At 41.4% G+C, this 15893-nt stretch carries 10 protein-coding genes; 5 read left to right on the forward strand and 5 right to left on the reverse strand.

Annotation, left to right across the window (positions count from 1 at the left end):
- The first annotated feature begins 117 nt into the window (after positions 1–117).
- From acs to METVE_RS0111560, 3 genes are all read left to right on the forward strand, one after another.
- Positions 118–2106, forward strand: a complete 1989-nt coding sequence (acs, locus tag METVE_RS0111550) for an acetate--CoA ligase (RefSeq protein WP_020168645.1) — start codon at positions 118–120, stop codon at positions 2104–2106.
- A 188-nt stretch (positions 2107–2294) separates the two neighbouring features.
- The gene (locus tag METVE_RS0111555) at positions 2295–3185 is read left to right on the forward strand and encodes a glycosyltransferase family 32 protein (RefSeq protein ID WP_020168646.1); all 891 of its coding nucleotides are present in this window, start codon (positions 2295–2297) and stop codon (positions 3183–3185) included.
- Between the two features lie 148 nt (positions 3186–3333).
- A complete protein-coding gene (locus tag METVE_RS0111560) occupies positions 3334–4908 on the forward strand; it encodes a peptide chain release factor 3 (protein WP_020168647.1) in 1575 nt (524 codons plus the stop codon).
- A gap of 22 nt (positions 4909–4930) precedes the next feature.
- On the opposite strand, the gene METVE_RS0111565 is transcribed toward METVE_RS0111560, so the two are convergent.
- From METVE_RS0111565 to METVE_RS0111575, 3 genes are all read right to left on the reverse strand, one after another.
- Positions 4931–5806 carry an alpha/beta hydrolase gene (locus METVE_RS0111565; RefSeq protein ID WP_020168648.1) on the reverse strand — a complete coding sequence of 292 codons (876 nt, stop codon included), beginning with the start codon at positions 5804–5806 and terminating at the stop codon, positions 4931–4933.
- A gap of 182 nt (positions 5807–5988) precedes the next feature.
- Positions 5989–7383 (reverse strand): ATP-binding protein, encoded by a 1395-nt coding sequence (locus METVE_RS0111570; protein ID WP_020168649.1) that lies wholly within the window; start codon positions 7381–7383, stop codon positions 5989–5991.
- A gap of 32 nt (positions 7384–7415) precedes the next feature.
- A complete protein-coding gene (locus METVE_RS0111575) occupies positions 7416–8093 on the reverse strand; it encodes a response regulator transcription factor (protein ID WP_020168650.1) in 678 nt (225 codons plus the stop codon).
- 230 nt (positions 8094–8323) lie between these two features.
- Here METVE_RS0111575 and METVE_RS0111580 point away from each other — a divergent pair, with 230 nt between their 5' ends.
- On the forward strand, positions 8324–8881 hold the full coding sequence (locus METVE_RS0111580; protein WP_020168651.1) for a Spy/CpxP family protein refolding chaperone: 558 nt from the start codon (positions 8324–8326) through the stop codon (positions 8879–8881).
- Between the two features lie 76 nt (positions 8882–8957).
- Here the strand turns inward: METVE_RS0111580 and METVE_RS0111585 are convergent, their stop codons facing one another.
- Together METVE_RS0111585 and METVE_RS0111590 are read right to left on the reverse strand one after the other, a co-directional pair.
- Entirely contained in the window at positions 8958–9530 is a 573-nt protein-coding gene (locus METVE_RS0111585; protein ID WP_020168652.1) for a hypothetical protein, read from the reverse strand.
- A gap of 84 nt (positions 9531–9614) precedes the next feature.
- Positions 9615–11531: an ATP-binding cassette domain-containing protein gene (locus METVE_RS0111590; protein WP_020168653.1), complete on the reverse strand. Its 1917-nt coding sequence runs from the start codon at positions 11529–11531 to the stop codon at positions 9615–9617.
- Between the two features lie 382 nt (positions 11532–11913).
- Here METVE_RS0111590 and METVE_RS0111595 point away from each other — a divergent pair, with 382 nt between their 5' ends.
- On the forward strand, positions 11914–15825 hold the full coding sequence (locus tag METVE_RS0111595; RefSeq protein WP_020168654.1) for a YhdP family protein: 3912 nt from the start codon (positions 11914–11916) through the stop codon (positions 15823–15825).
- The last annotated feature ends 68 nt before the right edge of the window (positions 15826–15893 follow it).

Raw genomic sequence — 15893 nt, forward strand, 5'->3', positions numbered from 1 at the left:
TTAAGGTAATATGATGGTTAACAATTGTGTTACATCTTACCTTAAACCTATTATAAAAAAGTGAATGTCCTTAATTAACGACTAATTGATTAATGACAAATTTGGGAGTTGAGTTGCATGGCTATTGAATCTGTTTTAACCGAAAACCGCGTATTTCATCCGAGTGAGGAATTTAAAGCACAAGCAAATGTTTCTGGCTTAGATGCCTACAATGCACTTTGTGCAGAAGCTGAAGCCGATTACGAAGGTTTTTGGGCAAAGTTAGCACGCGAATTATTAGTTTGGCATCAGCCATTTACTAAAACGCTAAATGAAGAAAATGCACCATTTTATAAGTGGTTTGAAGACGGCGAGTTGAATATTTCAGTCAACTGTCTAGATAAACATTTAGCGACGATTCCTAATAAAACTGCAATTATTTTTGAAGCAGATAACGGCGATACGAAAACGGTCACTTACAAAGAGTTATACCATCAAGTCTGCCAGTTTGCTAACGGCTTAAAAACGCTGAATCTAGCGATTGGCTCACGCGTCATCATTTATTTGCCGATGGGCATTGAGGCAATTGTGGCGATGCAAGCCTGTGCGCGATTGGGTTTAACGCATTCTGTAGTATTTGGCGGTTTTTCAGCCAAAAGCTTGAATGAGCGCATGATTGATGCAGGCGCGGTTGCGGTGATTACATCAGATGGTCAGTTCCGCGGTGGTAAAACATTACCGTTAAAACAGGCTGTGGATGAAGGTATTGCCCAAGCAAAAAGTGAGCACGGCTGGGACGGCATTAAAAAAGTAATTGTACTGAAAAAAACAGGACAAGAAGTCGCTTGGAACACAAAAGACGTATGGTGGAGTGACTTAATCGCTGGGCAAAAACAAGAATGTGAGCCTGTGATGGTGAATGCGGAACATCCGCTATTTTTGCTTTATACCAGCGGCTCAACCGGCAAACCAAAAGGCGTACAACACAGTTCTGCCGGATACTTGTTACACGCGATGAACACGATGCGCTGGACCTTTGATGTAAAAGCCGATGATGTTTATTGGTGTACGGCGGATGTTGGCTGGATTACAGGCCATAGTTACATCACTTATGGTCCATTGGCGATGGGCGCAACACAAGTGGTGTTTGAAGGCATTCCAACTTACCCGAACGCTGGGCGTTTCTGGCAGATGGTTGAAAAACATAAAGTATCCATCTTTTATACTGCGCCAACTGCGATTCGCTCACTCATCAAATCCAGCGAAACCGATCCAAGCACGCATCCTAAAAATTATGATTTAAGTAGTTTGCGATTATTAGGCACTGTGGGTGAGCCGATTAATCCAGAAGCATGGATGTGGTATTTTGAGCAAGTTGGTGGTGGTCGCTGCCCTATCGCCGACACTTTCTGGCAAACGGAAACGGGCGGTCATGTGATTACGCCGCTGCCTGGTGCGCATTCATTAACGCCTGGCTCCTGTACTATGCCATTTCCAGGCATTGCCATTGATGTAGTAGATGAAACTGGCAAGGATTTGCCTTGGGGTACAGGTGGTTTGTTAGTGATTAAAAAGCCATGGCCATCGATGATTCGTAATATTTACAATGACCCAGAACGCTTCAAAACTAGCTATTATCCTGTAGATTTAGGTGGCAAATTGTATCTTGCCGGCGATGGCGCAATTCGCGATGCCAACACAGGAAATTTCACCATTATGGGACGTATCGATGACGTATTAAACGTATCAGGTCACCGCTTGGGCACGATGGAAATTGAATCGGCACTGGTTTCAAATCCATTAGTGGCAGAAGCTGCCGTAGTTGGTAAACCGCATGACATCAAAGGTGAATCTGTTGTTGCTTATGTAGTGCTAAAAGGTGCCAGGCCTACTGGTGAAGAAGCCAAAAAAATCGTCGCTAACTTGCGTGATTGGGTAGGTAAAGAAATCGGCCCAATCGCCAAGCCAGACGAAATACGCTTTGGTGATAATCTACCCAAAACCCGTAGCGGCAAGATTATGCGCAGGCTCTTACGTTCGCTAGCAAAAGGCGAAGAAATCACATCTGATATTTCGACGCTAGATAATCCGGCGATTTTAGAGCAGTTAAAAGAAGTGGTGAAGTAGGATTATTTATAAATCATGGAAGGCTTACTGGTATTAGTCGCTTTTATTCTGGTGGCTTTCTTTTTAATGCGGGGCAAATAAGTTTTCACAAAATATTCACTGCGTTTAATTAAACTTCTTAAAGATAGCCATAAATTTTTAAGGTATGATTGATTTCAGCTAATTAATTTTACGTTTTGAAAATAATTATGAATATTCTTGCTAAGCTAGCCCTTAATTTAAGAGGTTCTTTAAACAAACCTAGCGATCGTGATTTTGTTGCAGATATAAAAATGGGTGAGCAGATACCCCAAATTATTCATCAAACTTATTACAACAAAAACTTACCCATCCAAATTCAGACGAATATTAATCGATTAAAAAGTGATAATCCCGACTGGGATTTTCGTTTATATGATGATCAAGATATTGAAGAATATATCCAATCTCATTTCCCACAATTATTCGCAACCTACAAAAAAATCAATCCTAAATATGGTGCAGCGAAAGCTGATTTTTTTAGATATTTAGTGATGTACAAAGACGGTGGTGTATATCTTGATATTAAAAGCGGTTCAGAAAAACCGCTTAGCGAAATTATTGCAAACAATGACCAATATATTATTTCGTATTGGCCTAGGCACTATCCAAAGATCATGCAGGGTCAACATAAAGGTATTAGTAATCCCACTGGTGAATATCAACAATGGCATATTATCTCAGTCGCTGGTCATCCATTTTTAAAGTCTGTGATTAATAATGTTTGCAGCAATATTGCCAAATACAATCCATTCTTTCACGATTTTAGCTCTTGGGGCGTTTTTAATTTAACGGGTCCAATTGCCTACACTGAAGCAATCTATCCGTTATTATCTCAATATCCACATCGAATGGAAAAGGATCATATTGAATTAGGTCTAATCTATTGCGCTATAGACCCTGAAAATCCTTATGGTGGCCATCATGGTATTTTTCAAAAAAAACATTACTCGTCAATTGAAGAGCCTGTTGTTTTACAAACAAAATTAAAATCTGCTTTGTTTTATTTGTGCAGACCATTCATCAAATATTTAAAATCCAAACTCAAATCAACGCTGTAATTATTAACGTCATTAATAAGTTTCAAAGCATTCAGGTTACAAAAAAACTAATTTTAAAATCATCTATCGCAAATTGAAATAAATCGTCAATCGCGTAAGTTGCCATGCTAATGTAAAATACACGTTTTGCGACTTTTAAGTATATTGCATGAGTTCACTTCAACAAGAAATCACCCGCCGCCGTACATTTGCCATTATTTCCCACCCCGATGCTGGTAAAACCACGCTTACCGAAAAACTATTATGGTTTGGAGGTGCTATTCAAGTGGCGGGTGAAGTGCGTGGACGTAAGGCTGCGCGTCATGCTACTTCTGACTGGATGGAGCTTGAGAAGCAACGTGGTATTTCAGTGACTTCATCTGTCATGCAGTTTCCCTATCGTGACCATATGGTGAATCTGCTTGATACACCTGGCCATGATGACTTTTCCGAAGATACTTATCGCACATTGACCGCAGTGGATTCGGCTGTGATGGTGATTGACTCAGTCAATGGCGTAGAGGCGCAGACGATTAAATTGCTGAATGTATGCCGCATGCGCGATACGCCGATTATTACGTTTATTAATAAATTAGACCGTGAAAGTCGTGCGCCGATTGAATTGTTGGATGAAATTGAAACCACATTAGGCATGGAATGCGCACCGATGACTTGGCCAATCGGCATGGGTAAGTCTTTTCGTGGTGTCTATAATCTAGTCACCGACAGTATTTTATTTTTTGATCCACGTGCCGATAAAGGGACTTCTGAGACCATTCAAGGATTAGATAATCCGCGCCTAGATGAATTGATTGGCCGACAAGCTGAAGAATTGCGGATTGATATCGAGTTAGTACGTGGCGCATCGAATGTATTTAATGCGGAACGCTATTTAAGCGGCAAGCAAACGCCTGTGTTTTTCGGCTCAGCCGTGAATAACTTTGGCGTGCAATCACTATTGGATGCGGTGGTAGATTTATCCCCTGCTCCACTTACTCGCCAAACCTCTAGTCGTGAGATTCCACCTGATGAGCCTAAGTTTTCAGGCTTTGTCTTCAAAATTCAAGCTAATATGGATCCAAAACATCGTGACCGTATTGCGTTTCTACGCGTATGTTCCGGGCGTTTTGAGCGAGGCATGAAAATCAAGCAAGTTTCTACCGGTAAATTAATGGCAGTGAATAACGCGATTACTTTTATGGCGCGCGACCGCACCACGATGGATGAAGCTTATTCTGGCGACATTATCGGCATTCCCAATCATGGCACGATTAAAGTCGGCGATACCTTTAGTGAAGGTGAAGAGCTTAAATTTACTGGAATCCCGTCATTTGCACCTGAGTTTTTCCGTCGTGCACGCTTAAAAAATCCGCTTAAAATGAAGCAATTGCAAAAAGGTTTGCAACAATTGGCAGAAGAAGGCGCTTCACAATTATTTCGTCCGCTGTTATCAAATGATCTTATTTTAGGCGCGGTTGGTTTGTTGCAATTTGACGTAGTCGCGCATCGTTTAGAGCATGAATATGGTGTAGATGTAGTATTTGAGAGTTACGATTGCTACACTGCGCGCTGGCTACGTGGCAGCGATTCCGATTTGCGTGCGATTGCCGATAAGTATGGCTTTAACGTAGGTTTAGATGGTAATGAAGAATACGTTTATTTAGCGCCAAACCGTGTGAATTTACAGATGGCAGAAGAACGCTATCCTGACATTCAGTTTTTGGCGACGAGAGAGATTAGTTAACAACAAAAATGTGTTAATTTATTTAGTTAGTGGTGTTGGTATGTTTTATAAAATCAGTAACTGCTTTTAATAGCTCGCCATCACCACGTAACGGCTTAGCTAATTTTGCTGCCATATCGATATGCCCATAGCCTTCAAAGGTGACGACTTTGACTAAGCCATTGTTCTTTTTGATTTTTTCGGCCATATTGTAAGTATTACGTGGCCAAACTGTGTCATCTTTGGTACCCACAGCAAGTAGCATCGGTGGATTTTTACCGTCTACAAAATTGATTGGTTGAGATCTCCATTGTTCCGAGCTTGGCCCAAATATAGTTTTTAGCCGTTCTGATTTCAAAGGTAAGAAATCATATGGTCCTGCTAAACCAATAATCCCAGCAAAATCACTAAGCTTAAGAAATTGCTTTGCTAAATATTCTGCATTGACGCCCAGCATAACCGCAATATGCGCTCCAGCAGAATGTCCAGCCAAAAATACTTGCTGTGTATCACCTTGATATTGTTGGATATTGTCTTTCACCCAGCGTGCGGCTAGCGCAGGATCTGCCATAAAAGCCGGAAATAACACCTCTGGATAAACACGATAATCGGGAATTACGACGATAAAACCTTGTGATGCTAACGCTTCACCTACGAATTTATAATCGCCACGATTACCAGAATCCCAACTGCCGCCGTAAAAAAATATCACTACTTTTCGGGTTGTAGAATTAGCTGGAGATATCTGGCTAGGAATATAAATATCTAACTTTTGTCTCGGCAAATCGCCGTAAGCTACTGCAGAGTGCAGCTGATATGTACTTTCTGGAACAACCGCATTTAAAAGTTTAATGGGACTACAGGCGCTAGTAGTCATCAGCAAGACAAAACCCAGCATGGATTTAATTGGTTTAAGCATTTAATCAGTTTAAAAGTAAGTATTAGAGTTTATCGCGTGTATCTATCTTAGACCTAATTCAAACATTGCTTTAAACAAGTCTATGTTCGTAAATATGTTAATTCTTATACGGCATTTGATGCGATTTAGATTTAAACCCTCCAATATTAATGACTTATTTTTTACTGTTAACTATCACCGCTTCACTCAATCACTGGCAATACAATCGTCACCTGCAAGCCAGTATTAGCGATATTTTCCGCCGTCACCGTGCCCGCATGTGACTCAATGATTTGTTTTGCAATTGCCAAACCTAAGCCATAACCACGCGTAGCTTCACTAGTATTTGCACGATAAAAAGGTTTAAAAATCTCTTCCAACTCATTTTCTGTCACGCCATTACCCGCATCTTTTACCGTTAAAACGACGCTTTTGTTTATTTGATTGATAGCCGTTGTAAGTACCACCACCGTATTCTCTGGCGTGTATTTAACAGCATTGCGCAGAATATTATCAATCGCACGCTGTAATAAATCGGCCTGCGCTTCTATGTAAATATTTTCTATTGGCGCGTACTCTACTTTGATATTGTTAGCGATGCCTTCAAAGTTTGCATCTTCCACCAATTCTTGCAGCAATTCATTTAAATCAACACGCTCTTTTTGCAATGCAGTTACACCAGATTCCAAACGCGATAATGTCAGCAGCTCACCTACCAGATGGTCCATACGTACCGATTCCGTCTCAATACGATTCAGTGATGTGCTAATTTTTTCATTCACTTGATGTGCTGCATCTGACTGTGTTGATTGCTGCTTGATCAAGCCAATGGCAATTTGTAAACGAGCTAAAGGCGAACGCAACTCGTGCGAAACCTGATGCATTAAGTGTGTCTGGCTCTGAATCAACTGACTCACACGGCTAACCATCACATCGAAAGCGCTACCCAAATCAGCTAACTCATCGCGTCTACCCTGCATAACCGTTCCAACGCGCGCATCTAGATTTCCACTGGCAGCACTTTCAAAAGCGAATCTCAGTTGTTTGATGGGTTTTGAAAAATACCAAGCCAGCATGGCTGCAAATAACAAACTGACTAAAGCACCGACAATCAACGGCATTGCAGGAAATAAATATTTCAGATTGTTCGGAATTTTAGCGCCATTAAAATAAGTGGGAGGCGGTCTTTTGTTGCGTGGTTCCACAAAAAGCCAGTATTGGTGTCCGTCATTGGCACGTACGTGTTCAATCGCGCGGCTTTCATTATCGGCGGTTAAAGCCGTCAGCGATTCTTTATTGATGCCTTTGGGTAAATCTCGTTTCAATAAATCGATACCGTCTTCATTTACTGCATATAGTTGTGGCATCGGCTCACTTAACCATATAGTTAGCATCGATTTTAGCGATGCAATACCGCTTATCTTTAATGTGCTCGCCGCTGCGAACACCATTGTTTTGGCTGGTGGCGCAGCGTCAATCAGGCGTCTTTCTCTTTCACGCTTATCGTTCACCACACCAATAGCTAGGCTCACCACCAGCACGGCGGTTAGTTGCGCAAAAAAGAAAAATAGAAAAAATTTCCAATAAAGTCTGCCCATGATTATGTATCTATTTTTTTCTATGGATTAGTCTATTTTAAGTATTGATAACCTAGGCGATACACAGTCTGAATCAACTGTTTTCCGCCAGCTGCAGCCGTTAACTTCTGCCGCACACTGCTCATATGCACATCAATATTACGGTCAAATTTAGCCATCGGCCTGCCAAGCGCCAATTCAGATAACATTTGTTTGCTCACTACATTTCCCGCACGCTCTACTAATACTTCCAGCAGATTAAATTCGGTGCTAGTCAATACCAACGGCACGCCAGACCACTCCACACGCCGTTGTTCCGGCATTAAAGTCAGTTCATTTAACGTGATGGTTTTTGCCTGATTAGCTTGCGGCTTTGCACGACGCAAAATCGCGCGGATGCGCGCAACCAGCTCGCGCGGCGTACAGGGTTTTGGTACGTAGTCATCCGCGCCCAGTTCCAAACCAACAATACGGTCTGCGTCATCACCTTTGGCAGTGAGCATAATCACCGGCATATTGCTGGTTTGCCTAATACGTCGCAATGTATCGATACCATTTAACTTCGGCATCATCACGTCTAACACTACCAAATCATAAGTATCTGCTTGCAAGACTTGTAACCCAGCTTCGCCATCATGCGCGGTACTGGCAGAAAAGCCTTCAAGGTCGATATACTCTTTGAGCATCTCAACCAGCTCAACGTCATCATCTATCAGTAAAATTTTATCCATAATGTGTACTTAGATATATATTAATTTTAAATCTTATACTTCAAAGTGTTAACGCATCATAACCAGTCACAAAACCATCAACAAGCTTATTCACCAACCTTTACGCAGATTTACACACTCTTAACAGCGTTTTACAACTAGCGATTGCACAATGGCAACATCCTAAAACGCAACAGAAATAGGATTTTTGCAACAGACATTTTTAATGTTAACTAAAAAGGAATAAGCAAATGAAACATCTATCGATTAAACAATTATTGGCGATTTCAACTTTGGCAATTGCCTTACCATTTTCAGCGTTAAGCCACGCAGAGCCAGGTAAAGATTGCGGCAGACATGATGACAAACGTGGTCATGGTTTTAGACATGGTGAAAATTTTGGCGAGCCTGGCGTGCCACGTCACTTGCACGCGCTTAACTTAACCCAAGATCAACAAGACAAAATCTTTGCGATTGCGCATGAACAGGCACCAGCAAAATATGCACAACATAAACAACAACGTGAAACGTTAGAAGCATTAAGTACACTTGCTCAAGCAGATAAATTCGACGAAGCGAAAGCGCAACAACTAGCGGATCAATTGGGTAAATTAGAGAAAGAAAAAGTGTTGAGTCGCCTTAAAACTGAAGCTAAAATTAACGCAGTCTTAACGCCTGAACAACGTGCAAAAGCGCGTGAATTTAAAGCAGCAGATCGTGGTGGTTGGGATAAAGAAGGCCGTGGCAGAAATGAGCCAGCACGCTTTAAACAAAAACCAGCGCCAGCTGTAAAACCTACAAACAGTTAATCATCAGTATTTTAAATACTGTTTAAACAAAAAAGCCTGCATTTAATCATGCAGGCTTTTTACATCTTTTTGAGGGTTAATCACGCTCAAATGCTTCACATAACTGACTTAATAATTGACCAAAAAATGGCAACACTTCTTCTTTGCTATGCGGGCTATCATCATCGGTGCCTGCAACCACAAAGCTCACCGTTAATTTATCCAGATTCTCTCTAAACTCAGCCCAATGTTCCGCTTCTGCATCGCCAATGAGTTGAAATTTATTAAAGCCTGATTCAATGATTTCCATCAACTCTGCATCGCTGATACCTGCAAATAAGGTTTTCGCAATGATGACTTGCGCGGCAGTTAAATCTGGCGCAGCCTCACCTTCTACTGCTAGCTCATGCGTCAGCGGCAACGTTAAAAACGCGAAAATCAGCATGGCATAAGCTTGGTACACACTGAGCATATCAAAGTTGTTATGTCGCTCATCCGCAGGCTGGCGCATCGCCGCTTGAATGGCGCTGAAGGTAATATAACTGGCTAAATAATGCGCCGAATCGATTGCTTTATAATCGTCCAAATTACTATTGGGCTTTGCGCCATCACTATAAGTATCCGCCAAACACAGCGCATGCAATAAAGTTAGTCGTTTTGAATAGTCCATGATTTGCTACCAGCATCCTTCAATTATTGAATCAAATTTATGGTTAAGTATTAATTAGGTATCTTTAAACAATAGCGCTTATGATTAATTAGCGGTTTCAGGCAAAGCTTCTAATTGTTCATGCAATTCTAACCAGCGCAATTCCGCCGCTTCTACTAAGCCCGTCAATTCTGCTTGGCGTTTTAGCAAGTTTTGCAACTCATCTTTATTAGCGATATCGTACAGCTCTACATCCGCCGCTCTGATATCTAGGGTCGCTTTTTCAGTAGCGATTTGCTCAAGCTGCTTTTCAAGCTTTTCAGTTTCTTTTAATAATGGCCTACGCGCCAAAACACGCGCCTGACGCTCTGCTTTACTTTGTGCGTAATCATTCTTTTTGGGTGTTGTTTCAGCGTTAACTATTTCGTTATTTTGTGTTTTTGCTGCTTGAGTTTTTGAAGTCGCCAGCCAATTTTTATAATCGTCCAAATCACCATCAAATGCTTTCGCCGCACCATCTGCGACCAATACGAAATTATCACAAGTTGCGCGCAGCAAAGCTCTATCATGCGAAACCAAAATCACACCACCTTGATAATCTTGCAAGGCCAGCGTTAACGCATGACGCATTTCCAGATCCAAATGGTTGGTCGGCTCATCCAGCAGCAATAGATTAGGTCGCGTCCAGATCAGTAAAGCCAAAGCCAAGCGCGATTTTTCACCACCAGAAAAGTTTTCACAGCTACTTCTCGCCATGTCGCCTTTAAAATCGAAACCGCCTAAATAATTGAGATGTTCTTGCTCTCTAGTTGCTGGATCCAAACGCATCATATGTTGCAACGGCGATTCATTTGGCCGCAATTGCTCTAATTGATGTTGGGCAAAATAGCCGATATTTAAATCTTTACCAGTCACGCGCTTGCCGCTTAGTGGTTTTAATTCATCAGCAAGCAATTTGATAAGGGTTGATTTACCAGCACCATTTTTACCCAACAAGCCAATACGTTCGCCCGGACGAATCGCCAAAACCACTTGGCTTAATATGGGTTTATCCGCATAACCTGCACTTACCTCATCCAACACCAGCAATGGATCAGGCGCAGATACCGGCGCTCGAAATTCAAAACTGAACTGTGAGTCGATATGCGCAGCAGAAATCATTTCCATGCGTTCTAAGGCTTTAATACGGCTTTGTGCCTGACGTGCTTTGGTTGCTTGTGCACGAAAACGGTCAATATAACTGTGTAAATGCGCGACTTTACGCTGCTGCTTTTCATGCATGGCTTGTTGCAGTGCCAGTTTTTCAGCACGCTGGCGCTCAAAATCACTGTAACCACCGCGGTATAAAGTGATACGTTGCTGTTCGATGTGCAAAACGTTATCAATCACGTTATCCAGAAAATCGCGATCATGCGAAATCAATAATAGCGTACCGCGATAATCGCGCAACCAGCTTTCCAGCCAAATCACCGCATCCAAATCCAAATGGTTGGTTGGCTCATCCAGTAACAATAAATCACTGCGGCACATCAACGCGCGCGCTAGATTTAATCGCACACGCCAGCCGCCAGAAAAATCACTTACGGGACGTGTTAAGTCAGCCTGGCTAAAACCTAAACCATCCAGCAAACTGGATGCGCGCGCTTTGGCAGAGTAGCCTTCGATATCGCTTAAACGCTGATGCAATTCAGCAATTTTTTCGCCTTGATGCTGGGTTTCTGCAGCTTGTAGTGCAGCTTCCACTTCGGTTAATTCTGCATCACCTTCTAAGGTAAATTGCAAAGCTGCCAAATTTAAACTCGGCGTTTCTTGCGCCACGTGCGCGATGACCCAGTTAGGTGGGATTTCCAAATCACCGACTTCTTGCTGCAATTCGCCGCGCAATAAGGCAAAAATGGATGATTTACCCGCGCCATTTGCGCCGATTAAGCCCACTTTATGGCCAGGATGCAATTGAAAAGCCGCGGCTTCAATCAGCACTTTTACACCGCGAGTTAAACTTAAATTTCTAAATTGAATCAATACAAGTCCAGTTAAAAACAGTAAAAATAAATACTAAAAATCAATACAGTGACGAATCGGAAAAATGTGCCGCTAAATGCATGCAAACGCAAATTCGTCAAAAGGCGTTATTCTAAATCAAACCTTGCTAATCAAAACGAGTTAATTATTTTGAGGTGAGTTATTTGGGGTTAATTATTTGAATTAATTAATCTGGCTTAATAATGGGTGAATATCCTTTTAAACATGTTTACGTTTGGTTTACAAGCAAGTTGCTAATTTTCAAGTAAAATAAACACTTAACTATATTTTGGCTATAAAAAGTCAACTTAATCCGTTTTGCAGGCTCTCATTCCATACTCGTTAGAAATATCCACTCATTAGAAATGACCATACCCAGAAAATGATCGCCATTAAAAAAACAGTTCGCTGGGTGTTGTACGTGTTTGCTTTTTTGCTGAGCTTAATTGTGATTGCAGCGTTAGTGATACGTTTTGTGATCTTTCCTAACATCCATCAATATAAAGATGACATTGCGACTTTTGCATCGCAAAAAATGGGTCAAAAAGTATTGATTGGCGATATCGTTACTGGTTGGGACGATATTTCGCCGCACGTGGAATTACTGAATGTAGACGTATTTGATGCAGAAAATCGTGTTGCGCTACATTTAAATAATGTAGAAGCCAGCCTTTCCTGGCTGAGTGTGCCGATGTTACAGCCGAAGTTAACCCAATTATTAATCCATAATCCTGCGTTAACTATTCGGCGCAACGCAGACGGCAGCATTTATTTGGCTGGCATCAATTTGGCTGGTGAATCCAAACCTGCATTTGCTAATTGGCTATTAAAACAGCGCAATGTAATCGTAGAAAATGCGCAAATTATTTGGCAGGACGATCTGCGCCAAGCACCCGAACTGTCATTAAATCAGTTCAACTTAACACTCACCAGACCCATATTAAATAGCCTGTTGGGACAACACAACTTTGAAATATCCAGCTTAGTTTCTACTGGGTCAGCGCAAAAAATTAACGTTAGCGGACATTTTATTGGTCATGATGTCAGCAAAGCAAAAACCTGGCATGGCGAAGTAATTACAGCGCTGGCGCAAACAGAATTAGCCGCTTTTAAACCTTGGCTAGATTATCCGATTAACATTCAAAACGGTTTAGCTAACGCAAAAATTAATCTGACTTTTGGTAACGCACAGATTCTCAGCGTAAAAGGCAATGTGGCCATTAGCAATTTGGCGCTTGTGACTAAAAATGAAACCACGCCGCTAGTTGCAACGAAATTCGCGGGTGATCTATTGTGGAGCCGCTTAAATAACACGCAAACTTTCATTGCGCAACATGTTCAACTTAATACCAATACTGGCTTAAATATTCAAGATGGTAGCGCCACCTATGTCAGCTCAATCAAAAATAATCAACCCTGGATTAAAGCCAATGTACGTTTGAATCAATTGAATTTGGCGATGTTAAAACAGATCGCATCGCATATTCATTTGCCCAAAAACATCTTGGCGCAACTGAATGGCTTTGCGCCAGTTGGCATGTTACAGGCAGTAAATTTCAACTGGGAAGGCACTGCCAATAAACCAGAAAGCTATTTAGTGAATGCACAATTTAAGCAATTGGGTATTCAAGCGTTTCAAAAAATACCAGGATTCAGCAATCTGACTGGTACGCTTAAAGCGGATGAAGATGGCGGAGAAGTCATCCTTGCATCGCAAAATGCCACGCTAGATTTTAAAGATATCTTGCGTTGGCCAATACCTGCAAGCCAATTAAAAGGCGACATCAATTGGAAAATCCGTCAAGGTAAAGCGCTTATCAATGCCAAAGATATCTTTATCTCCAGCCCGCACATAACCGGCACGGTCAATGCCAGTTATGACATGAATGGCATTAAAGGCGGCCATTTGAATCTAACTGGCAAGTTTGACAAAGGCAACGCCAAATACGCACCATTTTATTACCCGATTATATTAGGTGAAGATACGATACATTGGCTGGATACCTCAATATTAGCCGGTCGTGCTGATAATGTATTGCTGACAGTAAAAGGTCATTTAGCCGATTTTCCTTTTGTTAATAGTCAAAATAAGCCAGATAATCAATTGGGCATATTTAAAGTGACCGCCAAAATCAGCGATGCGATATTGCATTATGGTAATGGCTGGCCTGGTATCGACAATTTAAACTTAGACCTGCTGTTTGAAGGAAAACGCATGTTGCTGGAAGCAAATTCTGGCCGAATTTCTGGCAAAAAAATCCTTAAAAGCCGGGCTGAAATTACGCAATTAGATGCAGACTGGCCGATATTGCATATTGTCAGCGAGGCAGAAGGTTTAGTATCTGATGGCATTAAATTTGTGAATGAAAGCCCTGTACAACAAGTGACATTAGGTTTTACAGACAACCTTAAAACGGCTGGCCGTGGCAATTTACAACTCACGCTGGATATTCCATTAGAAGACTCTGAGCAATCAAAATACAAGGGCATCTATAAAGTCACTAACGGTACTATTTTTGCCAATGCCGCACTTGGTTTACCAGAGTTAACCAAATTAAATGGCAGCTTAATTTTTAATGAAAAAGGCTTATCCGCTAATAATATCAGCGCAGAAGTATTAGGTGGCCCTGCACAATTTAGCTTGAATACTGGTGCAGATAAAGCGATTAAAGTGGTCGCTAATGGCAGAATAAATGATGCTGGCATTAAAAATCTCATACCTAATGCATTCACCAATCAACTCAGTGGCAATACAAATTGGGCGGGTGAAATCGTCATTAAAAAACCATTGGTCGATTTCAATTTTCGCTCCAATTTGGTCGGTTTAGCGATTGACTTACCGCCGCCATTTAACAAATCAGCCAGCCAAGAAATCTCGCTTAACGTTGATAAAAAACAAAGTGTTATAGATAAAGATTCGATTAATATCAATTATGGTCAGCTTGTATCAGCCAAAATATTACGTAGCTTAAAAGCAGATCAACTGGTTTTCGAACGTGGTGATATCGGCATTAACACAGCCGCCGTGAATCCACTGCAATCTGGATTATCGATTCGTGGAAAATTGGAAGAGTTGGATGCGGATGAATGGTTAGCGCTACTAAGTGAACAATCTTCTGCGCAAACCAATGTTAACGCTCCTGCTAACAATAAGCTCGACTTAAGCATGCTGACTAAAGCCGATTTGAACGTGCAAAAATTGACGATATTCGATCGCTCCATCAATGCGCTCAAAGTGATTGCGATACCTAACCGCACAGGCTTAAAAATGCTTGTAGATGCGCAGGAAATGAGTGGTAATGTGGAATGGCAAGACGCGGATAATGGCAAAATTATTGCCCGACTTAAACGGTTAACTATTCCCAGCACACTGACTGCCGCAAATAAAAATAATGCTAAAAAAGAATATAGAAAACAAGCGCAAACCTATCCTGCGCTGGATATTGTGGCGGATAATTTTGAATTAGGAACTGAAAAAACTGAGGCTTCAAAATCGGAAACTTTAAAATTAGGCGCTTTAGCTTTAAATGCGTTTGAAAATGGTGAAGATTGGGTCATCCAGAAACTCAATATCACCAATGCGGACAGCACGCTTTCTATACAAGGCAACTGGCATAATTGGACGCGCAATCCAAATACCAGTTTAATTGTGTCACTTAACACCAATAATATTGGCAAAACATTTAGCCGCTTCGGTCAAGCCGATACGATTAGGGGCGGCGAAGCAAAAATAAATGGGCAAATCAATTGGGCTGGTAGCCCGCGTGAATTTGACGTGACACGTTTAGATGGCAGTTTGACTTTTGAAGCCACTAAAGGTCAAATTTTAAAAGTGCAGCCAGGTGTTGGTCGTTTATTTGGCTTGGTTACTTTGCAAAGTTTACCGCGGCGTTTAAGTTTAGATTTCAGAGATTTATTCAGTGATGGATTTGCTTTTGATAAAATTAGTGCAACTGCCCGAATCAATAGCGGCATTGTGCGTAGCGATGACTTTTTTATGACTGGTCCAGCGGCAGAAGCAAGTATTAAAGGTGAAACAGATTTAAAGGCTGAAACACAACACCTAACCGTAAAAGTCATACCGCATATTAGTGATAGTTTATCGCTTGCTGCACTTGCGGGCGGTCCGATTGTTGGCGCGGCGGCTTTTATTGCGCAAAAAATATTGAAAGATCCTTTTAATAAAATCGCCTCCAGTGAATATGTTATTAAAGGTACTTGGGATAATCCGATTGAAGCTGGTGCTGAAAAAGACGCTGTGGAAAAACCCGATAACAAATCACCGCTACATTGATTCAGCCATATTTAAGAATATATCATTAACTCACTACTGCACATTAACCACACTTGAATAAACCATGA

This window comes from Methylotenera versatilis 79, from assembly GCF_000384375.1.
Taxonomy (GTDB): domain Bacteria; phylum Pseudomonadota; class Gammaproteobacteria; order Burkholderiales; family Methylophilaceae; genus Methylotenera_A; species Methylotenera_A versatilis_B.